25 protein-coding genes are annotated in these 25,033 nt (G+C 63.9%); 17 read left to right on the top strand and 8 right to left on the bottom strand.

Annotated elements, in window-relative coordinates:
* Positions 1-26: 26 nt before the first annotated feature.
* From VMI09_16470 to VMI09_16455, 4 genes are all read left to right on the top strand, one after another.
* Positions 27-764 (top strand): enoyl-CoA hydratase/isomerase family protein, encoded by a 738-nt coding sequence (locus VMI09_16470; protein ID HTQ26284.1) that lies wholly within the window; start codon positions 27-29, stop codon positions 762-764.
* A gap of 48 nt (positions 765-812) precedes the next feature.
* On the top strand, positions 813-932 hold the full coding sequence (locus VMI09_16465) for a desulfoferrodoxin (GenBank protein ID HTQ26283.1): 120 nt from the start codon (positions 813-815) through the stop codon (positions 930-932).
* A gap of 118 nt (positions 933-1,050) precedes the next feature.
* The gene (locus VMI09_16460; protein ID HTQ26282.1) at positions 1,051-1,689 is read left to right on the top strand and encodes a polysaccharide deacetylase family protein; all 639 of its coding nucleotides are present in this window, start codon (positions 1,051-1,053) and stop codon (positions 1,687-1,689) included.
* Positions 1,690-1,770: 81 nt separating this feature from the next.
* Positions 1,771-2,019: a GlsB/YeaQ/YmgE family stress response membrane protein gene (locus VMI09_16455; protein ID HTQ26281.1), complete on the top strand. Its 249-nt coding sequence runs from the start codon at positions 1,771-1,773 to the stop codon at positions 2,017-2,019.
* A gap of 152 nt (positions 2,020-2,171) precedes the next feature.
* Here VMI09_16455 and VMI09_16450 read toward each other — a convergent pair whose 3' ends face one another.
* A complete protein-coding gene (locus VMI09_16450) occupies positions 2,172-3,470 on the bottom strand; it encodes a sodium:proton antiporter (GenBank protein HTQ26280.1) in 1,299 nt (432 codons plus the stop codon).
* A gap of 518 nt (positions 3,471-3,988) precedes the next feature.
* Here VMI09_16450 and VMI09_16445 point away from each other — a divergent pair.
* Positions 3,989-4,132, top strand: coding sequence for a hypothetical protein (locus tag VMI09_16445; GenBank protein ID HTQ26279.1), 144 nt, complete (start codon positions 3,989-3,991; stop codon positions 4,130-4,132).
* Between the two features lie 24 nt (positions 4,133-4,156).
* Positions 4,157-4,360, top strand: coding sequence for an STAS/SEC14 domain-containing protein (locus VMI09_16440; protein HTQ26278.1), 204 nt, complete (start codon positions 4,157-4,159; stop codon positions 4,358-4,360).
* 320 nt (positions 4,361-4,680) lie between these two features.
* Here VMI09_16440 and VMI09_16435 read toward each other — a convergent pair whose 3' ends face one another.
* Both VMI09_16435 and VMI09_16430 read right to left on the bottom strand, forming a co-directional pair.
* A complete protein-coding gene (locus tag VMI09_16435) occupies positions 4,681-5,718 on the bottom strand; it encodes an LLM class flavin-dependent oxidoreductase (GenBank protein ID HTQ26277.1) in 1,038 nt (345 codons plus the stop codon).
* A 155-nt stretch (positions 5,719-5,873) separates the two neighbouring features.
* Positions 5,874-6,716, bottom strand: a complete 843-nt coding sequence (locus tag VMI09_16430) for a radical SAM protein (GenBank protein HTQ26276.1) — start codon at positions 6,714-6,716, stop codon at positions 5,874-5,876.
* A 100-nt stretch (positions 6,717-6,816) separates the two neighbouring features.
* Between VMI09_16430 and VMI09_16425 the strand changes: the two genes are divergently transcribed.
* Both VMI09_16425 and msrB read left to right on the top strand, forming a co-directional pair.
* On the top strand, positions 6,817-7,260 hold the full coding sequence (locus tag VMI09_16425) for a hypothetical protein (protein ID HTQ26275.1): 444 nt from the start codon (positions 6,817-6,819) through the stop codon (positions 7,258-7,260).
* Positions 7,261-7,341: 81 nt separating this feature from the next.
* Positions 7,342-7,743, top strand: a complete 402-nt coding sequence (gene msrB, locus VMI09_16420; protein HTQ26274.1) for a peptide-methionine (R)-S-oxide reductase MsrB — start codon at positions 7,342-7,344, stop codon at positions 7,741-7,743.
* 50 nt (positions 7,744-7,793) lie between these two features.
* On the opposite strand, the gene VMI09_16415 is transcribed toward msrB, so the two are convergent.
* Positions 7,794-9,929 carry an acetate--CoA ligase family protein gene (locus VMI09_16415; protein ID HTQ26273.1) on the bottom strand — a complete coding sequence of 712 codons (2,136 nt, stop codon included), beginning with the start codon at positions 9,927-9,929 and terminating at the stop codon, positions 7,794-7,796.
* Between the two features lie 124 nt (positions 9,930-10,053).
* Between VMI09_16415 and VMI09_16410 the strand changes: the two genes are divergently transcribed.
* Positions 10,054-10,266 (top strand): dodecin family protein, encoded by a 213-nt coding sequence (locus VMI09_16410; protein ID HTQ26272.1) that lies wholly within the window; start codon positions 10,054-10,056, stop codon positions 10,264-10,266.
* Positions 10,267-10,443: 177 nt separating this feature from the next.
* Positions 10,444-11,448 (top strand): MBL fold metallo-hydrolase, encoded by a 1,005-nt coding sequence (locus VMI09_16405; GenBank protein HTQ26271.1) that lies wholly within the window; start codon positions 10,444-10,446, stop codon positions 11,446-11,448.
* A gap of 63 nt (positions 11,449-11,511) precedes the next feature.
* Here the strand turns inward: VMI09_16405 and VMI09_16400 are convergent, their stop codons facing one another.
* The 3 genes from VMI09_16400 to VMI09_16390 all read right to left on the bottom strand — a co-directional run bounded on the left by VMI09_16400 (position 11,512) and on the right by VMI09_16390 (position 15,504).
* On the bottom strand, positions 11,512-12,126 hold the full coding sequence (locus VMI09_16400) for a hypothetical protein (GenBank protein HTQ26270.1): 615 nt from the start codon (positions 12,124-12,126) through the stop codon (positions 11,512-11,514).
* A 374-nt stretch (positions 12,127-12,500) separates the two neighbouring features.
* Positions 12,501-13,148, bottom strand: a complete 648-nt coding sequence (locus VMI09_16395) for an LON peptidase substrate-binding domain-containing protein (GenBank protein ID HTQ26269.1) — start codon at positions 13,146-13,148, stop codon at positions 12,501-12,503.
* A gap of 142 nt (positions 13,149-13,290) precedes the next feature.
* Entirely contained in the window at positions 13,291-15,504 is a 2,214-nt protein-coding gene (locus VMI09_16390) for a kelch repeat-containing protein (protein ID HTQ26268.1), read from the bottom strand.
* A 483-nt stretch (positions 15,505-15,987) separates the two neighbouring features.
* On the opposite strand from VMI09_16390, the gene VMI09_16385 reads away from it, so the two are divergent.
* The 6 genes from VMI09_16385 (at position 15,988) to VMI09_16360 (ending at position 23,004) form a co-directional block, all read left to right on the top strand.
* Positions 15,988-17,463 carry an aldehyde dehydrogenase family protein gene (locus VMI09_16385; GenBank protein ID HTQ26267.1) on the top strand — a complete coding sequence of 492 codons (1,476 nt, stop codon included), beginning with the start codon at positions 15,988-15,990 and terminating at the stop codon, positions 17,461-17,463.
* A 25-nt stretch (positions 17,464-17,488) separates the two neighbouring features.
* Positions 17,489-18,406 (top strand): hypothetical protein, encoded by a 918-nt coding sequence (locus VMI09_16380; protein ID HTQ26266.1) that lies wholly within the window; start codon positions 17,489-17,491, stop codon positions 18,404-18,406.
* Position 18,407: 1 nt separating this feature from the next.
* Complete coding sequence (locus VMI09_16375) at positions 18,408-19,295, top strand: dihydrodipicolinate synthase family protein (protein ID HTQ26265.1); 888 nt, start codon at positions 18,408-18,410, stop codon at positions 19,293-19,295.
* Entirely contained in the window at positions 19,295-20,737 is a 1,443-nt protein-coding gene (gene hpaB, locus VMI09_16370; protein HTQ26264.1) for a 4-hydroxyphenylacetate 3-monooxygenase, oxygenase component, read from the top strand. The genes VMI09_16375 and hpaB overlap by 1 nt, the downstream gene beginning before the upstream one ends.
* Before the next feature lie 44 nt (positions 20,738-20,781).
* Entirely contained in the window at positions 20,782-21,417 is a 636-nt protein-coding gene (locus VMI09_16365) for a hypothetical protein (GenBank protein ID HTQ26263.1), read from the top strand.
* A 96-nt stretch (positions 21,418-21,513) separates the two neighbouring features.
* Entirely contained in the window at positions 21,514-23,004 is a 1,491-nt protein-coding gene (locus tag VMI09_16360; protein ID HTQ26262.1) for an outer membrane protein assembly factor BamD, read from the top strand.
* A 96-nt stretch (positions 23,005-23,100) separates the two neighbouring features.
* Here the strand turns inward: VMI09_16360 and VMI09_16355 are convergent, their stop codons facing one another.
* Complete coding sequence (locus VMI09_16355) at positions 23,101-24,405, bottom strand: M20/M25/M40 family metallo-hydrolase (GenBank protein HTQ26261.1); 1,305 nt, start codon at positions 24,403-24,405, stop codon at positions 23,101-23,103.
* 146 nt (positions 24,406-24,551) lie between these two features.
* Here VMI09_16355 and VMI09_16350 point away from each other — a divergent pair, with 146 nt between their 5' ends.
* The gene (locus VMI09_16350) at positions 24,552-24,884 is read left to right on the top strand and encodes a GFA family protein (GenBank protein HTQ26260.1); all 333 of its coding nucleotides are present in this window, start codon (positions 24,552-24,554) and stop codon (positions 24,882-24,884) included.
* The last annotated feature ends 149 nt before the right edge of the window (positions 24,885-25,033 follow it).

Below are 25,033 nucleotides of genomic sequence, written 5' to 3'. Positions count from 1 at the left end.
GTCCGGCGCGAGCTATGCCGGGCCGGGTGGAAGTCGCGCGCGCGAGCGGATGCGTCACCGCGACGCTGGTGCGGCCGGGCGCGCACAATCGGCTCGATGTCGCGATGGCGCTCAGGCTGATCGAGCTTGCCGAAGAGGTCGAAGACGACGCCGACGCGCTGATCCTCGTAATTCGCGGCGCCGGCGGCAGCTTCTGCTCCGGCTTCGACGACGCGATCTATTCAGACGCGCCGGGCGTGGTCGAATCGATCTCCGTACTCTCCAAGCCGACGCTCGCGATCATCGAAAGCGTCGCCGCCGATGAGGGGCTGGAACTGGCGCTTGCCGCCGACCTTCGGGTCGCCGCGCGCTCGGCGCGGTTCACGATGGGCCAGCTTAAGCGCGGGCGGATGCCGAGCTTTGGCGGTACCCAGCGCCTCCCGCGGCTTATCGGCGCCGCCCACGCGCTCCGCATGCTCTTGACCGGTGCGGCGATCGACGGCGCCGAGGCGACACGTCTGGGGCTCGCAACCTATGTCGCGCCGGAGGCGGGACGTGCCGCACTGAATCGCGTCGCGGACGAAGTCGTGAAGGCGGTCCGAAGCCGCGGCCCCATTGCCGCGCGGCTTGCCAAAGAGGCCGTGCGCAAGGGATGCGACATGACTCTGGATCAGGGTATAAGGCTTGAAGAGGATCTATACGCCTTGCTACAAACCACAGCCGACCGCGCCGAGGGCGTCCGGGCCTTCCTGGAAAAGCGCAAGCCGCTCTTTCGGGGCGCCTGACGCGGCGCGCGGCTAACCACATCAAACTTAACGGAGCGACCAACAACGATGGCCAATCAGCTTGGGAAAGTTTACATCTGCGCAAAGTGCGGCTCGCAAGTGATCGTCACCAAGGGCGGCACCGGCGCGCTCAAATGCTGCGGCGCTCCGATGGAACAGAAGAAATAGGCAAAGCGGCCCAGGCCGAGGCCGCAACGCGTCGCCCCACTTCACGCCGCGCGTGGTGCCGGGTGCGGGCGCCCTTGCGGACGGACGCCAGGAGAGGTCGAACTGAAGCGAAACTGAAGTGAAGATCACGCTCAGCTTCGACAACGGCCCCGAGCCGGGAGTGACCGATCACGTCCTCGACGTGCTCGGCAGCGAAGGTGTGCGCTCAACCTTCTTTGTGATCGGTCGGAAGCTCGCGGACCCCGAGCGCCGCGCGCTTGCCGAGCGCGCCCGGGCCGAGGGTCATTGGATCGGCAATCACAGCCTGACCCATAGCAAGCCATTAGGCCGGCGCGAGGATCGCGACGGCGCCGAGGAGGAAATCGGCCGCGCGCAGCGGATGCTCGACGCGCTCGCCCATCCGGACCGCCTCTTCCGCCCCTTCGGCGGCGGCGCGCTCGACTCCGGCCTGCTCAACCGCAAGGTGGTGGACTATCTGTGCACAGGTGGCTTTACCTGCGTGTTATGGAACTGCGTGCCGCGCGACTGGGAGGATCCCGCAGGATGGGTCGAGCAAGCGCTCAATCAATGCCGTGCGATTCCGTGGAGCCTGGTCGTGCTGCATGACCTTCCGACCGGCGCGATGTCGAACCTCGGGCGTTTTATCGCCGACCTCCGCAGCGCCGGCGCGGAGATCGCGCAGGAGTTTCCACCGGGCTGTGTGCCGATCCTGCGCGGCCGCGTGATGTTTCCGGTCGATCGCTACATGGCGGCCTAGCCGGCAGTACTTGGCCGCATAAGCCGGGCGAGTGGTTTCCAGAAGCACAGAAAATCATCTCCAGGGGGAGGCCTTGATCGCATGGTCGGCGCAATCGTCATCGGACTTATCGCGGGATGGCTTGCCGGGAAAATTGTGCGCGGGCAGGGCTACGGCATGCTCGCCGACATCCTGCTCGGCCTCGTCGGCGCGGTCATCGGCAGCCGTATCTTCGACGTCTTCGATATCCGGGTTTACAGCGGAGTGGGGCATCTCGCGATGGCGACGGTGGGCGCAGTCGTGCTAGTCGGGATCGTCCACCTGATTCACAACCCCTCGGCGCTGCACTAGCTGACGCAGGACAGCGGTTTCGTAGAGGTCAGCAATGGCCGCTGCGGCGCGGCTCTCGAATAACCAGCTTCAGTCGAAGACTTTTCTTTTGCTCACCCGATGGTCACCAGGAGCATCGCGTGCTGAGAAATCATTTTTTCCGTAACGATGCTTCAGCCATCGGACGCGGACCGCAGCCCAGGGGGCGCTACGTTACGACGGATTGCGGCTCCAACGAAGTGCTCGGTGAGCTTTCCCACAGTCAGTCCCTGAACGATGATTGAAAAGATTACGACGGCATAAGTCATTGCAACGATCGCGTTCCTTTCGTTCATAGCTGGTAGTGAAAGTGCCAATGCGACCGAGATTCCACCACGCAAGCCGCCCCAAGTGAGAATCGGGATAGTCCCCGGCGCGGTGGGCCGGAACAAGGAGAGCGCGGCGACCACACCAGCCACACTGATCCACCGTGCCAGGAGCGTGATCGGTATCGCGGCAAGGCCAGCGATCATGAATCCCCAGTTGAAGGGGATGATCAGCACTTCGAGCCCAATCAGGACGAACAGAACGGCATTCAGGATCTCGTCGATAAGTTCCCAGAACGTGTCGACGTGCTCCCTGGTCTCTGGCGACATCGCGAACGCGCGTCCCTGGTTGCCGATCAGCAACCCAGCGGCCACTACGGCTATTGGCGCCGACAGCGGAATCGGAACTGCCTCGGCCAGGGCGTAGACGCCCATCGCCAGTGCGAGAGTCACAAGAATTTCGACTTGGTAGTGATCGATTCGCTTAAGCATCAGGTAGGCGAAGTACCCTGCGCAAAGCCCTAACAGCAAGCCACCTGCTGCTTCTTCAGCGAACAAAAGCGCGATCGCGATTCCCGAGATCCGTGATTCACCGGTTGCGAGCTGAAGAATGATCAAAAAAACTACCACCCCGATCCCATCATTGAACAGCGACTCGCCGGAAATCTGAGTCTCCAGGCTCTTTGGGGCTCGCGCATTCTTCATTATTCCGATAACAGCGATTGGGTCCGTGGGTGAAATCAGCGCGCCAAACAAGAACGCGGAGGTAAGACTCATGTGAATTCTAACGAGACTCACCATCAACCACGTCGCCACCCCCACTAGCGCGGTGGAAAATACGACACTCACAGTGGCCAGCAGAACGACGGCGGCCTTTTCGCGACTCAGATCGTTGAGGTCTAGATGCTGTGCTCCCGCAAATAAAAGAAAGGCGAGCATCCCGTGAAGCAGCGCCCGGTTGAAGTCGATTCCGTGCAGCACCTGGGCCGCCTGCTCTCTTCCATCGGCGATCCCGAGCCATCCGCTGATCAACAACGCCAGCGACAGCGCCAGTGCAATCGCCATAACGCCAATCTTCGCTGGCATACGAATGTACTGGTAATTCACATAGCTAAAGACCGCCGAGAGGGTTATGAGCACAGTGGCGATCTGAAAAAGGTCCATCATTGGTTTAAAGCTCGATCTGCGTGCGGGACAAAACGTGTGGATGAACTTTCACTGATATCCGCGCCCGAAAAGTCGCGTCCCGGTGAGGACGTATTGACGGTCGTGGCTGAAAACCCAACGACGATCGCGCCGAACTTGCCATAGAGCGGTCGGTATAGGGCAGTGTTGCAGACAAGCAACTGCAGTCCTAGACTTTTCTCATCGACATCTGTTGCCGGCGGCAACGAAAAGATAACAGAAAGCTGATCCTTGACGTCTGGGCTCGTCTGGGCCCGTGCTTTCTCCGCTGGACGCTCGTGAGCGCTGGCTATTGGAAGGCTTCAGAGACGCGACTGTTTTCCACCTTAGGTTCCCGTGTTCTTTGGTACAAAGTTTAACTCAAGCCTGAATGATTTCGCAGGCGAGAAAATGTTCGATTGACGGAAACTAACCACTTCGATCTACCTCGCCTGTTTGCTCCGCACCGAAGTATGCCTCGGCAAATTAAGTGAGTCGCGAAGAATTATACGGAGGATGAGATGCTCGAGATTCTTTCCGATTTTCCCGACAATGTGGTCGCCGCGGCGGCCCGCGGCATTGTAACCCGACGCGATTACGAGGACATCCTCGTGCCACGCGTCGAGCTAACGCTCGAGCAACATCCGACAATCCGCTGCTACTAGGAGCTGGGATCGCAATTCTCGGGAATGGAAGCTGGCGCGATGTGGGAAGACTTCAAAATCGGGGTCGAACATCTTTCGCGATGGGAGCGCGTCGCCGTCGTGACTGACGCCGAGTGGATCAGACATGCGGTCAACGTTTTCCGCTTGCTGATGCCGGGCGAGGTCCGCGTGTTTGCCACCTCCAACGCGTCAGCTGCCCGCGAATGGATCACGGCAGCGCACGCATAGTCAGATTCCGACTCCCTGCGTGGGCGATGAGGTGAGCGTTGCGCAAGAGCCGCCACGCTCGTGCGGATCGTTATCTCCCATCGTGGGGAAGATACAACACGCTGATCGGTCCCTGCCTGGGAACGCTCGTACCGGTGTCTCCAACGGTCGCCTCGTAGGCGCAGCCGGATGCGTCTTTGCCAAAATTGGTGACGCTCGTCTGCAGCGCTCCGACCTCCGTATTCAGCGTTGCGACCGACGTGGTTATAGTCGCAACTTCCGAAGTCGGCGTCGCAACCTCGCTAATCACGGTCGCTACGTAGCCTGGATCGAGCCTTGGCTCAGCGCACGCGCGGCATCACTTCCTTCGCAAACAGTTCCATCGAGCGGCGCGCCTTGTGCGCCGGCATCCCCGGCAGCTGCATCCACATCACCAGGTGCGTCACGCGGCCCGCCTTTTCGTAGTTTTTCAGGTCCTGCACCACGTCGTCGGGAGTTCCAACCGCGAGCGGCGCCTGAAAGAAGCTGAGCCCGGGCGTATTGCGCATCTTGCCCGGAGGGGGGACTGAGGATTGCGAGAAGACCGCCTCGCTCCACGGCAAATCGTTGGCTTCCTTAAAGCGGCGATCGTACGCGGTCATCATGTAGTAGAGATGCTCCTCGGCGTCGTCCCACGCCTGCTTGCGCGTCTCGGCGACATAGACCGCACGCAGTTGCGCGATGTAGTGGCTCCCCACGTCGTGGCTGTGAGCGCGCAGGCCGGCGTCGTACATCTGCTGAAGGTCCACTCCGCCGCTGCCGGCCAGGTGATAGCCCGTCCGGGCCACGCGCGCGACCGACTTCTCGGCCATCGCCGCAATCCAAATCGGCGGAAAGGGCTTCTGCACCGGCTTGGGTGTGAGGTTCACGTTTTTCATCTGGTAGTACTTGCCTTCAAAGGAAAAATTCTCTTCGGTGAAGCATCGCCGGATCAGCTCCACACCTTCCTCGACCCGTCCGCCGCGCTCCTTGCGCGGGACGCGGAAGCTGTCGAACTCGCTCACTACGTAGCCCTGGCCGACGCCGAGGTCGAGCCGGCCTTTAGACAGGATATCGACCGTCGCGGCGTCCTCGGCGACGCGGACCGGATGATGAAAGGGCAGGATAATGATGAAAGTTCCCAGGCGGATGCGGCGCGTGCGCTGGGCGACGGCGGCGAGGATCGGCAGGAGCGACGGCGACCAGGCATCGTCGTAGAAATGATGCTCAGTGGTCCAGACGTGATCGTAGCCAAGCTCTTCGGCGAGAACGGCTTCCTCGAGATGTTCATCGTAAACCTCGGTTATCGGCCGGTTCCATTGGAGCGGATTTCTGAAGGGCAGAAGGATTCCGAAGTCCATGGGCAAAGTCTCCTTGTTCCCGATATGGCGCCCGGTTGCCGGGTGCGGCTTTCGCCCTTATGCCACAGGCGATGCGCCGGTGAAATGTCCGCCGGCAAATCTCTGGACAAATCTCTGCGCAGATCTCCGGCGGACAAGCTCGGGCGAGGCAAGTCTCAAACCGCGTTGAAACCCTCGCGGCTGAAGAGCACCCGCGCCGCGCCGAGGCGCGCGCGCATCGCCGCCATCAGCTCGCGCTCGGCGCCCGGCTGGAACCATCGCTCGTAGCCGAGCCGCGCGTACAACTCGCCGATCATCAGCGCGCGCGAGCGCCGGCCGCCGGAACCGTCGCCGTCGAAGTAGGTATCGACCACGACGCGGTCGGCTGCGGCGTCGGCAAGCTCGGCCAGGCGCTCGGGATTATTCGGCATCATCGGCGCCACCGCCAGCTGGACGAATACGCCGGCCGCGCGCAGCCGGCGTGCGGCCGCAAGCCGCCGCGCGATCGAAGGCGAGGTCGGCGTCAGCGCCTGGCGCACTCGGTCGTCGTCGGTCTCGACGGTTATCGAAGCGATGAGCCGCGGTCCTAGCCGCATCAGCAGGTCGAGGTCGCGTTCGATCATGGGGCTGCGCGTCTGCAGCAGCACGCGGCGCGGCGGACGTTTTGCGAAGAGCTCGAGCGCGCCGCGCGTGAGCCTCATCCGCCGTTCCATCCCCTGGTACGGATCGGTCGCGCTCGACATGAAGACGGCGGCGCGATCGAGCTTGCCGGATTTTTCCAGCGCGCAAAGCTCGCGCCCCAGCAGTTCGAGCAGGTTGGACTTGGCGATCACCCACGAACCCCACGGGCCCGGCTCGGCCCGCGCCACCGGCAGCGCCCGCACGTAACAGAACGGGCATCCGCCGTTGTCGCCGAAGGCGCATCCGACGTACGGATTGAGCGAGTAGGCGAAGCCGTCGAGGAACCCGCCGGTCGGGGTCAGCGCGCGGGTCGCCGGCGCAGCCGAATAGTTGCGCAACCAGGCCTCCAATAGACTAGACGCAGAGCGCGCGGGCCTCGGGCTCTACCGATTTTCGCAGCCATTGACATAAGCCGAACCCGGGGGAAAGACTATTCTCATGCGAAGGCTAACGTTCTGTACAGTCATGGTCCTGGCGCTCGGGATGCCGGTGATGGCGCTTGCGCAGCAGGGCCCGTACAACGACAAGCAGAATCCCTACGAATATACCGACACCGAGGACGGCCAGTTGCTCAAGGTGGTCAGCTACTTCATCGCGCCCCTCGGCTATGCGCTGGAGTGGGGCGTGACGCGCCCGCTGCACTACCTCGCGACCAAGACGCCCCTTGCGCCGGCCATGAGCGGCGACACCGAATACAGCGAGATGTATAACCCCGGCCCGACCGCCCAGCCGATAGTACCGGCCCCGCCCGCCAATACCGCCTCGAGCGGCGAGAGCGCGGCGCCGCAGACCTATATCGAACGGACGCCGGTCGGCCCGGCAAAGGTACCTGCGCCGCTCGCACCGCTTACCTCGCCGTCCGAGCAGCCGGTGCTGCATTGATATTTGAGCTGTCGAAGGATTGCGAACGGCCGCGGAGGGGAAGCCTCCGCGGTCTTTTTTTTGGCCGCAAGGAGAGCCATCATGGCCGACAAAGTCGTCAAAACCGACGAGGAATGGCGGAAGATCCTCACTCCCGAGCAGTACGAGATCACGCAGAGAAAGGGCACCGAACGTGCCTTCACCGGCCAATACTGGGATTTCCATGACCAGGGCGTTTACCTCTGCATCTGCTGCGGCAACGAGCTGTTCAGCTCGGAGACCAAGTTCGACTCGGGATGCGGATGGCCTAGCTTTTATGCGCCCAAGGACGAGAGCAGGGTCGATAATTCGGTCGACAGGAGCTACGGGATGGTGCGCACGGAGGTCACGTGCAGCCGCTGCGGCGCGCATCTGGGGCACGTCTTCGACGACGGGCCGAATCCGACGGGGCTGCGCTACTGCATGAACTCGGCGTCGCTGAAGTTCGAAAAGAAGGCCGACTAGCCGACCTCGAAGGGACCTCAAACCGCTGGGTTTGGCCACGGCCGCGGCGATCAGCGGGTCACCAGACCCGCGGCGCGCGCCCATTGGTATTTCGCCCCCAGCACGATGACCGGCTTCTCGGTCGTGTACGGGTAGGCCGGGATGTTGTGCTCGAACAGCATCCGGCATGCATCCTCGACCTCGACGTCGCCGACCAGCGACGCCACGATCGGCTTGTCGATCCCCTTGCCGCGCATCTCTTCGACCACCTCGGTCACCAGCTTCGCGAACACCATCGGCGGCGTGATGATCGTGTGCCAATAGCCGAGGATGAGCGCGTGAATGCGCGGCTCCTCCAGCCCCAGCCGGATCGTGTTGCGATAGGTCGTCGGCGGCTCGCCGCCGGTGATATCGACCGGATTGCCGGCCGCGCCGAAGGGCGGGATGAACTTGCGGAAGGCTGCGTCGAGGTCGGGCGGCATCTCCATCAGCTTAAGTCCGTTATCGACGCACGCATCCGAGAGCAGCACGCCGGAGCCGCCGGCGCCGGTGATGATGAGCACGTTTTCGCCCTTGGGCGCGGCCATGATCGGCAGGCAGCGCGCGAACTCGAGCATGTCGTTGAGCGCGCGGGCGCGCACCACCCCCGATTGCCGCAGCACGTCCTCGTAGATGCGATCGTTGCCGGCGAGCGCGGCCGTGTGCGAGCGCGCCGCCCGCGCGCCGAGCGCGGTGCGTCCGGCCTTCAGCACGATCACGGGCTTTTTGCGCGACACGCGTTTGGCGACCTCGGCAAACGATCGCCCATCCTTCAAATCCTCGACGTGCATCGCGACGACTTGCGTATCGTCGTCCTGCTCGAAAAACGTGAGCAGGTCGTCTTCGTCGAGGTCGCATTTGTTCCCCAGACCGACAATCGCCGACACGCCCATCTTGGTCGAGCGGCTGAAGCCGACGATCGCCATCCCGACGCCGCCGCTTTGCGAGGACAGCGCGGCCTTGCCCAGGACGTCATACGGCGTGCAGAAGGTCGCGCACAGCTTGCGCGGCAGATAGTAGAAGCCGTAGATGTTCGGGCCCATCAGGCGCACGTTGTATTGCCGTCCGATCCTGACGATCTCCTCCTGCAACTCGGCGTTGCCGGTCTCGGCAAAGCCCGACGGAATCAGCACCGCGCCGGGAATTTTTTTCTCGCCGCACTCCTTGAGCGCGCCCGCAACCAGTGGCGCCGGAATCGCGAACACTGCCACGTCGATCTCTCCCGGCGCGTCCTTGACGCTGCGATAGGCCTTGCGCCCCATCACCTCCGGCAGCTTGGGATGGATCGGGTAGATCGCGCCCTCGAAGCCGCCGTTGATGAGATTCTTCATCACCGAGTTTCCGATCTTGCCGTCCTCGGCCGACGCGCCGATTACCGCGATCGCTGCCGGCCGCATGATCCGGTTCATCGCGCGCAGAATTTCCGCGCCCGCGGGCCGGAAACGTTCGCGCGGCGGCTTGAAGTCGAGCAGCACGCGCACGTCGAGCGCCATGGCGCCCGCGGGCCGCGCGAGCACCGGATTGAGATCGAGTTCGGCGATTTCGGGAAAGTCCGCGGCCAGCATCGAGACCGTCTCGATGATCGCGGCGAGCGCGGCCTTGTCCACCGCGGGCGCGCCGCGCACGCCACTTAGAATCTCGGCCGCCGCGATTCCCTCGATCATCGAGAGGGCGTCGGCGCGGCTCGCCGGCGCGAGACGGAAGGTGATGTCCTTGAGCACTTCGACCAGCACGCCGCCGAGCCCGAAGGCCACGACCTTGCCGAAGCTCGGGTCGCTGACGGCGCCGACGATCACCTCCTGGCCGCCCGCGAGCATCTGCTGGATCTCGACTCCCGCGACTTTGGCGTCGCGCCTGTACGCGTGGGCGCCGGCGACGATTTTTTCGTAGGCCTTCTCGGCCTCTTCGGCGCTGCGCACGTTGAGCACGACGCCGCCGGCTTCGGTTTTGTGTAGGATGTCGGGCGAGACGACCTTCATCACCACCGGAAAGCCGAGCGCGGCGGCGGCGCGGCCGGCCTCGGCGGCGGAAGACACCATTGCCGCCTTGGGCAGCGGGATCGCGCATGCCTCGCAAAGCGCCCTGCACTCCGCCGGCGAGAGCCCGCTTCGCCGCTCGGCCCGCGCCCCTTCGATTACCGCCCGCACCGCCGAACGATCGTAGCTCATAGAGGATTCTGCCTTGTCTTTGCGTTTCCTGTGTGACGTAATGAGCGCGCAGGGCTCAACCCTAACGCCGCGCGTGCGCGCGCGTCAAATTGCCGTGCGCGGCGGCCGAGGATCGGAAATCGCCATGGTTGAAAAGACTATCGAGCTGACCGGCAGCTCGACCGAATCGATCGAGCACGCGGTGGAACTGGCGGTGGCGCGGGCCGCAGTGACGATCTCCGGCGTCCACACCGCGCAGGTAACCAACGTCGCCGCCGAGATCGCGCACAACAAGGTGTCGCGATGGAAGGTCACGGTAAAACTCACTTTCCAGGTAAAGGAACAACTCCACGAATAGGCAGCTAACCGTTTAATGGGTCTAATGATTCCCGGCGCCTCCGGCTCTGCGATCGGCGATTTTGCCGGCGCGTAAGACGCGGGCGGGATTCGACAGGGCGCCGGGCTATGGCCGGGCGGCCGCGGGCCGACGCTTGATGCGGCCACGCGCAAGGGCCGCCCAGTGAGCCTTCAAGTGATGCCAGCCAAAACCACAGCCAAGATCGCAGAGGTCCAGCGCGGAATCTACGAAATCTTTCTACCGCTGCCGATGCGGCCGACGATCGTCAACGTCTATCTAATCGACTGCGGCGGCGGTCAATGGACGCTCGTCGATACCGGGATGAACACCCCCGACAGCGTGGGCACGCTCGAGGACGCGTTTAAGCAGGCTGGAACCCGGCTCGAAGATCTCACCGTCCTCCTCGGCACTCATCATCACATCGATCATTTCGGCGCCTCGCGGACGATCAAGGGGGTGAGCCACGCGCGCACCTACCTGCACGACCTCGAGGTCGAGCGGGTCAACCGGATGCTCAACCTGCCGGCGCCTTCGTCCAATCCTGAGGTCTTTGCATTTTTCACCGGCCACGGCTTTCCGATCGATCGCTATCCGATCGAAGGGATGCGGCCTGCGTGGATGGGCACCGATCAGTACAATCCGGTCCCGCAGCCCGACGCGTTCCTGCACGACGGCGACGTGATTGCGGTGGGCGAGCGGCGTTTCGAGATCATCTGGACGCCCGGCCACGCCCCGGGTCACAGCGTGATCTATCTGCGCAAGGAGAAGGTGATGATCGTCGGCGACCATCTGCTGCCGCGCATCACCCCGCACGTCGGCATTTATCCCTCGGGACCGAGCAATCCGCTGAGCGATTTTATCGATTCGCAGCGCAAGGTGCAGAATTTCGAGGTCGAGCTGGTGCTGCCCGCGCACGGCGCGGTTTACCAGGACCATCGCCATCGGGCCAACCAGCTAATCGAGCACCATCGCTACCGCGAAGCCGAAATGCTCGACCTGGTACGGCGCACGCCGCTCACCGCCTTCGAGGTCGCGCAAGAGATTTTCGGCGAGGAGGACCGGCCGATCTTCCACGTGATGGCAGCGACGTTCGAGACCCTCGCGCATATGGAGTATTCGCGCTCTGAAGGCCGCGCGCGCCGAATCGAGGAAAACGGGCGTATCAAGTGGCAGGCTTCGTAAAAACCACCTACGCGCGAGGCGTGAGATAGGGAAGACCTTCGCCGCCCGCGACCCCGAGCGGGACTATCCGAGGGCAGCTTCCTGCATCGGCGCCGAAGCGCCGACTTCGGCGTCGAGCGCGACTTCGTCAACGCTTTGGACGCCCCGATCATCGGTAACGGCATCGTAGGCGGGCTCGCCGTGCGCAAGACCGCCGACCCGATGGACGGCCCCGCTGCCGAGGCTGTCGCCCTCAAAGTTGACGGCGGCCGCAAGACCCTGATTTTCGAGGGACGCCTGGGAAGCCTTGCCGCGCCGCCGCCGCCTGAGCGGCGCACTGATGCGGCCCGGACGGGTCACTGGCGAACGGCGAGCCAAACGCCGCGGGTTCATCCCGTCGAGTAACTGCAGGCGCCATCGCCGCAGCCCCTCGCGCAGGTACGTCGGATCGATTCCAAGAGTCTCGCAAACGGTCGCGAAAGAGAACACGCTGTCGGCCCGGCGATCCATCAGCCAGGCCTCGGCCTCGATAAACAGCCTGCGATGCGCGCGGCCGCGTGAGTTGGCGTAAGTCTGGTAGCAGCGCATCGCGTCTTCGAGCACCGCCAGCATAAGACGCTTGATCGGACGGACGGAAGCATCATCGGCGCGGACGCCGTCGTAATACTGGCCCGGAGTCAAAACGTCCGGAACCATCATTCCTGCGATCGCACTACCTTCCAATTTTGAATCCCTTGTCCGTTTCCGCGCTATCGGACGATCTTGCCGTTCCTTGCATTTTGGATGAGCAACGGTTGTGCCGAGAAATGACGAAGCCCCGTCGAACGTACAAGTGCGGGCCAAGGCGCCGTTAGATGCCCACTTCATTGGGCATTGATGGTGGGTCTGCTGACTCACACGGAAACAGGCGCCGCTTCCCCGTGTCCGTTTGCGAGCCAGCTGGGGAATTTTGGGACTTCGGGCCTGGAAAAAAACGGACAGGCGCTACTTAATTAATTGGACATCTGCACGAGAAACTCGGACCTCGCCCTCGGGGGAGCGATCACCGCACCACGACTTAAGTACTATAGGTGCTAATTGACCGAACCGCTTCCGCGCGGACCCGGGCCGAGTTTGCGCTCTTCTATCTTGAAGGTGAGCACGTCGAACAGGCAGGCGAGACGATCTTCCAGGGCCTCGAGCAGAGTCTGCTTCTCAAGCGGCGTGACGTCGAGATGAAAGCACAGGAAATTGATCAGGTCGGCGTCGCGCAGGCCTTGCTCGTCGACCAATCCGCGCCAGGCCGTGTCGGCAGTCTCGCCGAGAAATCCGACCAGCAGGTCGCGCAGCGAGTTCATCTCGGAGGGCTCCATGCCCAGCAATCTGCGGCCCGACGGACACCATCGGACTTCAGCCTTGCGGTATGAGTGTGAGCGGATTTCGCGTCCGATCTGAAATTCGCTGATTCCTTCCAGCTGGAGGTTGTAGCGACCGTCGGCAAGCTTTTCCAACGAGGCGATACGGCCGGCGCATCCGATGGTGAAGATATCGGGATAGGCGTAGTAGTCGCGCTCCCAGTCACCCTTGAGCATTATCATCCCGACAATTCCGTGATCGCCGGCGACGTCGGCGACCATCTCGCGATAGCGCGGCTCGAAAATGTGCAGCGGCACCGTCACGCCGGGAAACAGCACGAAATTGGGCAGCGGAAAGATCGGAATGATGTCCGGCAACTCGGCCATCGCGGCTCTAACGTTATGGCCGCGCCGCTGACCGGTCAAGGAGAGGGTCTGGAGGACAAAGAAACGGCCGGACGGCTGCTGCTTTTACAGCCGTCCGGCTGACTTGAGGGTTGGAGCGCGCGCGGCGGATTCCGGGCGCGTCTTACGGCTTATAGAGGTCGCCGTTGGTCAGGTTGTTGTCTCCGTCGTCGCCCCCGGCGATCAGCACTATACCGTTAGGCAGCAGCGTCGCAGTGGGGTACTCACGCGGAGAACTCATGGACGCCGTGGACGCAGCCGCGGCGAACGTATTGCTCACAGGATCGTAGAGCTCCGTGCTGGCCAGAACGCCGGAACCGCCGGAGCCGAAGAGCCATCCGCCGGCGATGAGCACTTTGCCATTCGGCAGCAGTATCGCATTCGCGGTTTCTTCGCGCCCCATGTTCATCGCCGGTCCGACGGCAAACGAGTTGGCCGCCGGATCGTAGAGTTCGGTCGTCGTTGGGTAGCCGTCGTTGTCGTCGCCGCCCGCGATCAACACTTTTCCGTTGGGCAGCAGCGCCGCGGTCGCCGACTCGCGCTCGGCGTTCAGCGCCGGGCCTGCGGAGAACGAGTTGGTCAACGGATTGTAGATGTCGGTGCTGCTCAGGATGCCGCTGAAGTTGGAGCCGCCCGTAATCAGCACCTGGCCGCTGGTGAGCAGCGTGATGGTCGGGAGATAACGGGCCTCGGTCATGCCGAGCGGCACGGCGGTAAAAGAATTGGCCACCGGATCGTAGAGCTCGGCGGTGCTCTGAACGTTGCCGCCGGAGAATCCGCCCGCGATCAGCACCTTGCCATTGGGCAGCAGCACCGCGCTCGCGCTGTCGCGCGGGTAAACCATCGCTGGCCCGGCGCTGAAAGAGTTCGCCACGGGATCGTAGATATCGGCGGCGGACACGTCGCCGTGTGGCCCGAGGCCGCCGGCTATCAACACCTTACCGTTGGGCAATAGCGTGGCGGTCGCGAATTCGCGTGCGAAGCTCATCGTGGAAAGAACAGCGGTGAACGAATTCGCCGCCGGATCGTAGAGTTCAGCAGTATTCAATATGTCGGCGCTGCTATCCTCGCCCCCGGCGAACAGCACTTTGCCGTTAGCGAGGAGTGTGGCCGTGTGATATTCGCGGGCCGTGACCATCGTGGGCAGATTCGCCGTGGCGAATTGGTTCACCGGGACCGGCGCGGCCAGGCTTATGGCGCTATCAATGGTGGCGAAGGCCGCGGTGAGCAGGTCAGGGGCGACCGGAGGAACCTGATTGATCAGCACGTTCCCGGCTGGGCCGTAGCTGCCGCCGAAGCCGAAGCCGACGGTCAGCAGTTGCAGTTGCTGGAGTCCCGCCAGCGCATCCTGGAAGTCGCTGGTTCCCGCAAGCGCCGCCAGACTCCCGCCGCAATAAGGCACAGGCGTGCCTGCAGCAGACCCGTCGAAGACTCCGTCCGCTATGTCCGCCGACAGTGCAGTAACCAATCCGCCCGGTGCGGCTGAACACAGCGCCTGGTCTTCGTTGATCAAGGCGCCCAGCGCAAGCGCGAAGTTCCCAGCGTCGCTGCCGACGCCAGCAACCGTGAAGTTCGGAGTCAGGGTCGCCGGATCGCTTTTGAGTCCATAGTCCCCCTCGATTGCACTCGTCGCCGAGGCGAGCGCATCCGCCAGTGTGGGCGATGAACCGCCATTAAGCTTTGCCAGAGCAAGCGAGTTTACGAATTCGGTGAGAGGGTTGATCGAGATCCCGGATTGGTTCGCGGTCACACCGGAGAGCAGAACCGAAATGCTGCCCGATGGGTTGATGGTTGCGCCGTTCATTTCGCTCGCGAAGGAACCGCCCGTCGCGGTCAATCTCACCGGCCCCGAAGGAACACTTGCGAGTTTGAGGGTGAAGTTGCCGCTGCCGTCGCTGGTCGTGGTCGCCAGCGCTGCGCCGCTGTTCGATCCGTCGCTGGTGCTAACTGCATAGAGGCTTACGGTTGCCCCGCTCGTTGCCCCGCCCTGCATCGCCGTACCCGATATCGTCACCCCAGCCGAGGCGGTACCTATTCCAGTGAGCAATACAAACGTGCCTGAATCATCATCGCGGTCGGCCACCCGAACGATCAAGGCTCCGATCCTTTCGCCTTTCATGGTTGGACTGAAGGTGACCTCAACTTTGCAGCTTGCACGCGGTTTCAGGACCGCGCAGGTGTTACTCTCGCCAAAGCCGGCGGTCGTACGCACTCGTACGATCGTGCGGACCCTGTCGCTTCGATTGGTGATGGTCACTGGCTTTGCGGCGCTCGTGCCGCCCACTGCCTCCTTGCCAAATTCCACCGAGAACGGATTCGCACTCAGCCCAGACCACACTCCCACGCGTCGGCTCTTGCCGACGCGGCAGCGACCAAGGCATATCCGGCGAAAGCCAGGATTAGGAGGCTGCGCACTGCTTCAGATTTGAACAGTTTCGAATTTCTGGATGGCAGAGTCATGGCCGCTTTCTCCTTGCTTAATTCACGGTCCTGTGTCCAAACGAATCATTTTGTTGCGTTATATAACATTATAAGATGTCTATATTAAATAAGAAGTTTTCTGAGCTTTCTGTTCCAGTTTAGAATAGATTTTAGCTTCTATGACCAGATAATGGCCCGAATCCGGAATTGTTCAATCAAAATAAAGACTTTTCCTGATGAGAAGGCGGCTGCTCCATTCGTAGAACGCCGCCGGCTCCCCTCGGATGAGAGGGCGGTGCGGTTGGTTGTCTTGCGGGGGAAATTCGAGGAAATTCAGGTATGACTCACCCCTTCGCGGCACTTCGTGCGCCGGATCGCTGCGACAGGCCAGGCAGCCAGGATGGAAACCAAGCTGTTCATCGCGAATCGGTACGTTGAGGCGGCCAGTGGTGCGCGCTTTACCGATGTCGAGCCGGCAACGGAAGGCGAGCTTGCCCAGGTGGCCGATGCCGGCGCGGAAGATATCGATCGAGCGGTGGCCGCGGCGCGCGAGGCGGCCGACCATGGTCCGTGGCCGAAGATGAGCACCGAGGCGCGCGGCCGAATCATCGGCCGGATGGCGGAGGGCATCGAAAAGCGCGCCCGCGAGTTGGGCAGGTTCGAGGCGCGCGACGTCGGCAAGCCGGTCAGCGAATGCGTCAATCACGATATCGCACGCGCCGCGCGTAATCTGCGCTTCTTCGCGAACGCGGCCGAGGCATGGACGCAGGAGGCAAGCTACGGTGATGCCAAATTCCTCGGCGCCGACCTCAAGCTGGTGAGCCTCACCGAGCGGGCGCCGCTCGGCGTCGGCGCCATCATCATCCCGTGGAACTCTCCGCTGATGCTCGGGACGTGGAATCTCGGGCCATGCCTCGCCGCCGGCAACGCCTGCATCTACAAGCCCTCGGAACTGGCGCCGCTGACCGCCATCGCCCTCGGCGAAATCGCGATCGAGGCGGGGCTTCCGCCGGGCGTGCTCAACATTCTGCCCGGCCAGGGCGCGGCGGGCGCTGCACTGGTGTCGCATCCCGGCATCGACGGAGTTGCGTTCACGGGCGGCGTCGCCACGGGAAAGCGCGTGATGGCGGCGGCGGCCGAGTCGCTAAAGCGGGTGACGCTCGAGCTTGGCGGCAAATCGCCCAACCTGGTTTTCGCCGACGTGGACTTCAAACGCACCGCCGCCGGCGTCGCCCGCTCGATTTTCCGCAGCCAGGGACAATCGTGCGTCGCCGGTTCGCGGCTGCTCGTCGATCGAAAAATCGCCGATGAGTTCATCGCGATGGTCCTCGACGAGATGCGCAAGCTCAAAATCGGCGACCCGCTCGACGAGGGCACCGAATACGGGCCACTGATTTCGGCCGCGCATCGAAGCCGCGTCGATTCCTTCGTCAAGGAGGCGGTCGCCGGCGGCGCCGAGTTGCTGGCCGGCGGCGCGATTCCCGAGCGTCCGGGCCGCGGCTACTACTACCTGCCGACCGTGCTCGATCGCCTTGCGCCCGACGCGCGCGCGGTGCGCGAAGAAATCTTCGGCCCGGTGCTGAGCATCGAGCGCTTCGAGGACGAGGAGCAGGCGGCGGCAATGGCCAACGGGACGCGCTATGGGCTCGCCGCGTATATCTGGACGCGCGACCTCGAACGCGCGCTGCGCGTGGCCTCGCGCCTTAAAACCGGTATGGTGTGGGTCAACAGTTTCTTCCTGCGCGATCTGCGCACGCCGTTCGGCGGTTCGGGCCAGAGCGGCGTCGGCCGCCAGGGCGGACGCTTCAGCCTCGAGTTCTGGACCGAGCCGAGGATGGTCTGCCTGACCTATCCCGAACTTCCGGCAGAGCGATGAACCGCCGCGCCAAAGGAGGACCGCGATGGGCGAGATCGTAGCCGCAATTTTTACCACTCACGTGCCGCGCCTGATGATTCACGATCCTGAGGCGCGGCGCGCCTACATGGGCAAGAACGTCACCACCTTTTACGACGCGATGGAATCGCTCGAGCGCGAGCGCCTGCGGGCGCTCGAGTTCGACACCTTCGCGCTGATCGACACCCACTGGTTCACCACGCTCGAATATGTGCTCAACGCGCAGGAGCGGCTGCACGGCCTCTACACTTCCGAGGAGCTGCCGCAGATGATCCATGAGTACGCCTTCGACTATCCGGGCGATCCCGAGCTCGCCGCGGCGATCGTGGAGGCGGTTCGAGCCGGCGGACTGCGGGCGATCGCCCCGGGCTACCCTACCCTGCCGCTGCACTATCCGACGCTGAACGTGATGCACTACTTCAATCCCGGCGCGAAGCGTCGCGTGTTGTCGATGGGCGTCTGCCAAACGGCACGCATCTCCAACGATGTCGCTTTCGGCGTCGCGATGGGCGCGGCGATCCGCGCCTCCGGCCGCCGCGTCGTGCTGGTCGCAGCGGGCGGCATGTCGCATCGCTTCTGGGACTACGACAACGTGCTGCAGCACGCTTCGGCCTCGCCCAACGACATCAGCTCGCTCGGCAATCGCCTGTTCGACGAGAAATTGATGGAATGGTTCCGCGCCGGGCGCCATGACGAAGTCCTGCGCGCCGCGCCCGAATATCGCGCCGAATGCTCGCCCGAGGGGCGATTTTCGCACTACCTGATGATGGCGGGTGCGATGGGCAGCGCCGAGTGGAACTGGCGCGGCGAGCAATTCGGACGCTACGAGGCCGCGCTCGGCACCGGACAGGCGATTTTTTATTTCGCCCGGCCCGCCGCCGCGGCCCATCAGGGCGCCGCGGCGCCGGCGGGAGGAGCAAAGTGAGATGAAACTCGTGCATGGCATTCACGCGATGCTGGTGACGCCGTTCAACGCGGACTACACGCTCAACGAAGAGGCGTTGCGCAAGGAGGTGCGCTGGGCGCTCGACAACGGCGCCGACGGCATCGTCGCCACGCCCAGCATCGGCGAGTTCCTGCATCTGAGCGAGGCCGAACGGCTCCGCGCCTTTGAAGTTACGCTCGAAGAAACCCGCAAGCGGCCCGGCGTCCCGGCGACCGCGATGACCTCGGGCGCGACCACGCTCGAGGCCCTGCGCTTCGCCAAGGCCGCGGCCCGGATGGGTTACGACGCGCAGCAGGTTATTCCGCCTTACTACTGGCGCTGCGGCGAGGCCGAAGTCGAGCGCCACTACCGGATGATCGCGGAGGCCGGCGACCTGCCGCTGGTGGTCTATCACAACCCGGCGCTGAGCAAGTTCAATATTTCGCCCAAATTCGCCGCACGCCTGGCGACAATTCCCGGCGTGGCGGCGATGAAAGAAGTGCTGACCGACCTCCAGCATCTGGAGGAGCTCTATGACCAGATTGGCTCGCGCATCGAGATCTACAACACCTTCCGCGCGCTCTTGAGCGGCCTGATGCTCGGTGCCGCCGGCGGCTTTATCAATATCTTCGCCGTGCCGGCCTCCGCCGCGCTGCTCAAAGCCTACCGCGCCGGCGACATCATGCGCGCCCAGGAGATCCAGCGCCGGCTCAACCGATGCTTCCCGCGCGGCGGCGAGGAGGCGCTCGGCCATCTCGGTGTCACCAAGGTTACGGCCTCGGTCGCAACCGGAATCGACATGGGGCCGGCGCGCCCGCCCTACATGGCGCCGCAAGACGCGGCCGAACGGCTGCGCAAGCGACTGCCGCAGCTGCAGGAGATCCTCTGATGGGGGCGCGCTCGGGCAATAACTATTTGAGTGCGATGCGCAAGCTCAGGAGCGAAATCTGGCTCGGCGGCGAGCGCGTCGCCGACCCGACGACCCATCCGGCGCTCAAACCCGTAACGCGCTCGCTCGCCTCGCTCTACGACATGCAGATCGAGCATCCCGAGGCGATGACCTATCGCATCGAGGGGGGCGAACGCGCCGGCCTCTCCTTCATCCAGCCACAAAGCGGCGAGGAAGTGCGCAAGCGGGGCGCAATGATGCGGCGTTGGGCCGAGTTCAGCGGCGGGATGCTAGGGCGCACGCCCGACTACCTGAACGCGAGCATCGCGGCGATGGCGGCCGCGCGCGAGTTCTTCGCCGCTGCCGACAAGCGCCTCGGCGACAATATCGTCGAGTACTACCGCGAGGCGCGCCGCAACGACTGGTGCGCCACGCATACGCTGCTCAACCCGCGCGCGAGCCGCGCCGCCGGATGGGCCGGCCAGACCGACGCCGACCTGGCGCTCCGCCTCGTCGAGCAGACGAGCGACGGGATCGTGGTCAACGGCGCGCGGATGCTCGCCACGCTCGGCCCCGCCTCCGAGGAATTGCTGGTCTTTCCTTCCACCGTGCTCAAGGAGGACCCCAGCCAGAAGCCATTCGCGCTCGCGTTCGCGGTGCGATGCAACGCGCCGGGGCTCAAATTCATCTGCCGCGACCCGTTCGAGGCCGAGCGCTCGCATTTCGACCATCCGCTCGCCTCGCGCTTCGAGGAGATGGATTGCGTCGTCATCTTCGACAACGTGACAGTGCCGTGGGAGCGGGTGTTCGTGTGCGGCGATATGGCGCGATGCAACGCGCTCTACGCCGAGACCGGGGCCGTGGTCAACATGATGCACCAGGTGGTGGTCAAAAATGCGGTCAAGAGCGAGTTCCTGCTCGGCCTCGCGACACGGATCGCCCAGGTGAGCGACGCGATGAGCCTGCCGCACGTGCGCGAGCGCCTGGCCGAGATGATCGTCACGACCGAGCTGATGCGATCATGTCTGCGCGCCGCCGAGGCCGATGCTGCAGCGGATAAGTGGGGCGAGTACATGCCCGCACGCCCGCCGCTCGACGCCGCGCGCAACCTCTTTCCCAAGCTGTATCCGCGGCTGGCGGAAATCATCCAGCTCAACAGCTCGTCGAGCCTGATGGCGACGCCGTCGGAGCGCGACTTCAAAAGCCCGATCGCGCCCGAGATCGAGCGCTACTTCGGCCAGGCCGACGCCGCCGCGCGCGAGCGCGTCGCGCTTTACCGCCTCGCCTGGGACGTGGCGGGAAGTTCGTTCGCCGGCCGCCAGGTGCTCTACGAGCGCTTTTTTTTCGGCGACCCGGTGAGGATGGCGAGCGCGCTGGTTGATAACACCGACCTTGCGCCGCTGGTAAAGCGAATCAAGGATTTCATGGCGCGCACGGACTAGGCCGCGCGCCGGGACTGACGTACGCACGCCGGACGCCTCTGACGATGGCACGTTTGCGCAAAGCGGCGCGCATGTGGCGCGACCCGGACAAGCGCGCGCTCGCGACGCGCGTGCTGGTGGCCGAAGACGGACCCGTGTACGCGATCGACGCCGAGCGGCTGTTCGGACGCCGCGCGCCGCTGGAGGTCGAACTGGGCGCGGGGCGCGGGGACTTCATCATCGAATACGCGGCCCGGCGTCCCGAGCGCGACTTCCTTGCGGTCGAGCTTGCGGCCTCGGTCGCGCGAGTGCTGGCACTTCGCGCCGCGCGCCGCGGGCTCGGCAATCTGCGGGTGGCGCAGATGGACGCGCGCACACTCATCAACCTGATGCTGCCGGCCGGAAGTCTGAGCGCCTGCCACGTCTATTTTCCCGACCCCTGGCTCACGCTGTCGCAACAGAAGCATCGGATGTTCTCGCCGGGATTCGCGCGGCGCTTAAGACGCGTGCTCGCGCCCACGGCGATCGTCCACGTGGCGACGGACGTCGAACCGTACGCGGCGGAGATGTTCGTGATGCTTACGGAGGCAGGCTTTCGCCGGGTCGATACCGCGGCGCCGGGCGCGCGCGCCTCCGGCTTCGGCCTCAAGTACCTGGCCCAGGGCAAGGCCGTATTTTCGGCCTCTTTCATGCCGGTTTAGCGATCTTTTTGCTCGCCCGCCGCTGTTATCATTCGTGATGAAGCAAGCTTGCCTTGAGCACAGGCAGCGTCTAACCTGTCTGAAGTCTCTTTTATTATGCGGCGACTGTTTTTCGTACTGGCGGCGAGTTTCGCGCTTGGCGTGTCGGCCTGCGCTACGCATCAGCAGACCCCGACTGGCGAGAACTATTATGTGCTGGGGCAAAAGGCGTTCGCCCAGCACGACTACAAGGGCGCTGCCATCTACTTTCAGAAACTGATCGATCAATACCCGTTCAGCCCCTACGCCGAGGACGCCGAGCTCAAGATCGGGCTCGCCGCATACCAGCAGAAGCACTATGCCGAGGCGATCTCTTCGCTGGGCGACTTCGAGAAAATGCATCCGACGAGCAAGGAGATCGAGCTCGCGTCGTATTACCTGGCGATGGCGCACTATGATCAGATAGGCCGCCCGGACCAGGATCAGAGCAACACCGAGCAGGCGCTGGAGCAATTCGAGGTAATCGAACGGCGCTATCCGGAGACCGGCTTCGCTGCCCTGGCCCATCAGCAGATTGCGATCTGCCGCGAGATGCTTGCGCGTCATCAGCTCCTGATCGGCGATTTTTATTACAAGAAGGCAAACTTCCGCGCCGCCGAATCGCGCCTGGCCGAACTGATGCAGAAATGGCCGGACACGCCGGTCGGGGACGAAGCGCTCTTCCAGCTCGGCACCACGCTGGAAAAGGAAGGCAAGAAGTATTCCGCCGCGCAAGCCTTTACCGCGGTTGTGCTGCACTATCCCGGCACGACTTACGCAGCCAAGGCGCAGTCTGAGCTCAAGAAACTCCATCAGCACGTCGATACCGAAGAGGACCCGCTACACCTGGTGCTGACCGAGAGCGGATTCGGCGATGCCGACCAGGTCAGGGTGCGCCAGGGCGACGCAACCACGTTGGCCTCCACCGACGCCTATCCGCCGCTGCCGATACTCAAAGCGCCATCCTCGACACCCGCGACGCCCGACGCTGCGGCTCCTTCGGATACGGCCGCTCCAGACGCCGCGGCTGCCGACGCGTCTCCTGCTCCCTCGAAAAGTTCGGGATCGGCAGGCGGGGCCGCCGCCGGGGCTGCTCCTGCCGGCGCTATCACTGCTGACGCAGCGACTCCCGCGTCGATTGCGGCGGCCGCCAGCGGGCTGAGGACGCTCGCACACACCGGTCCGGCGACGCTTAACAAGGTCAGGCTCTCTTCGGCCGATCCGCCGCTCTCGGTGATACTCGATCTGACGGGCCCTGTCGCATACGAGAACCAGCTTCAGGGCGGCTCTGATTCATCGACGTTAACGCTCCATCTCAAGGAAACCAGGCTGGCCAAGGGCGCGCCGACTCACCTCGTGTTCGACCGGTCGATCTTCCACGATTGCGATATTCAGTCCGACGCGGACGGCACTACGATCACCGTGAACACCTCGCCGGTGTCGCGCTTTGCGGTGGTGCCGCTCAATGCGCCTCCGCGGCTGCTGGTCACGTTCACGCCGGCACAGCAACCGGCGGGCGCAAGCGAGCCCGAACCGCCTGGCGGTGACGGCGAACCTCCAGCAGACTAGGTTTTCTAACCGGCTCGACCGATCTTGCCCCTTCCTTTACCAGGGAGAGTTCGCCGCAAGCATCGCGAGCGGCGCGGGAGAAACGGGCCGGCTCGGTTAATTAAATACCTGCTCGAGGCGCAGGCCGAGAAAGTTCAGCACCACTTCCGCATATAGGCGCAATCCCCACATAAAACCCTCGACCGGGATCCGTTCGTCGTTGCCGTGGTACAGCGCGCCGTATGGCATCCGCGGACCGATCCGCACGGGTGCAAACCCATAGCAGGTCGCGCCGAGCTGCGCGTAGAACTTGCTGTCGGTCGCCCCGGGCAGCATCCAGGCGATCGCTCGCGCGCCCGGGTCGGCCATCTCGACGTGATGCGCGATCAGCCGAAAGAGCGGCGTATCCGCGCTGCCCTCGGCCGGCGGCGCGCATCTCAACACCTCGAAGATCGGCTCGGGCCCGACCATCTCGCGCAGCTCGGCGAGCAGGCTTTCGGCCGTCTCGCCCGGCAGGGTGCGGCCGTCGAGCACCACCGAGGCTTCGCCCGGGATGACGTTGTCCTTGTAGCCGGCGCGCAGGATGGTCGGGACGACCGTATTGGTCATCATCGCGCGAAAGAGCGGCGGCGCAGTCTGCGACTCCAGGCCGAACTGATCAAGCGTGCGGCGCATCAGCGGCGTCAGCCGCACGCGCATCGGCGTCCGATTGATCCGCACAACGAGTTCCGCCAGCGCCGCGATAGCGCTGTCGGAACGTGGGATCGAGCCGTGGCCGGGCGGTCCGCTGACCGTCATCTTCACCGTGACGTAGCCCTTCTCGGCAACCTGAATCGGATAGTAGCGGCGCCCGCCGAGATGCAGGGTAAACCCGCCGGCCTCGTTGAGCACCCATCCGGCGCGCACCAAATTGGGATGATGCTCGACCAAAAAGCGCGCGCCGAGTTCCGAGCCGGCCTCCTCGTCGGCCACCGCCGCGAGCACCAGATCGCGATTGAGCGCGACGCCGGCCCGGTTGAGCGCAAGCATCAGCCCGAGATCCATCGCGCCCTTGGCCTTCATGTCGATCGCGCCGCGGCCCCACACGCACCCGTCGGCGATCTCGCCGCCGAACGGCGCGCGGCTCCATCGCGCCGCCTCTACCGGCACGACGTCGGTATGCGAGGAGAGCATCAAAGGCGCGCCTGCGCCGCCGCCCTTAAGCCGCGCCACCAGGTTGGCGCGGGCCGGCTCCTTTTCCAGAATCACCGAGGCGATACCCTCGGCGCTCAGCGCGGCGGCCAGAAAATCGGCGGCGATCCGCTCGTTGCCCGGCGGATTGGAAGTGTCGAAACGGATCAGCGTGCGCAGATACTCGAGCACCTCGCGTTCGAAGCTCTCCCACGGCGTCCGCTGCGATCGGTCTTGCGCGATTGCTCTCACCGGACTGGGCAGTTTATCCGATTGCTGGTGCGACTGTGTAGCGCGTGAGCGCACTGCCGATTCGCGCAGAGCGGGGCGGCGCGCTTGCCTGCGCGCGGGCGGGATGCTAGCTGCCAAAGAGGCTGCCGGACTCAGGAGGCTTGGCCATGACTTACCGCGGTGGATGCCATTGCGGGCGCAACCGGTTCGAAGTCGAAGGCGATCTGCAGCAGGTGATGGACTGCAACTGCTCGATCTGCACCATGCGCGGATATCTGCACTGGAGCGTGCCGCGCGAAAAACTGCGGCTGCTGACGCCCGAATCCAACCTTGCTGCTTATACCTTCAAGACCGGCACGGTGAAGCACCATTTCTGCCCCAACTGCGGATGCGCGCCGTTTATCTCGACGTCTAACGGCGTTTACGTGAACGCCCGATGCGTCGAAGGGGTAGAGCCGTCAACGCTTAAGGTCGAAACCTTCGACGGCCGCAGTCTCTAGGCAACCAGCTTCGCTGCGCCTGCGCGCTGCTCCGTTCCAGCGGCGGTCTGCTCCGGCTCCGACCCCGCGGATGCACGCGCCGCCGTCGCCTCGCGGATCGCGTCCAGCAGAACCGCCTTCTTTACCGGCTTGCTGACGTGCCTGTCGCA

It is taken from the genome of Candidatus Binataceae bacterium (assembly GCA_035500095.1).
In the GTDB taxonomy this organism is placed as follows: domain Bacteria; phylum Desulfobacterota; class Binatia; order Binatales; family Binataceae; genus JAKAVN01.
The sequence above is the reverse complement of the archived record's forward strand: the minus strand, read 5'-3'. Positions and strand labels throughout refer to the sequence as shown.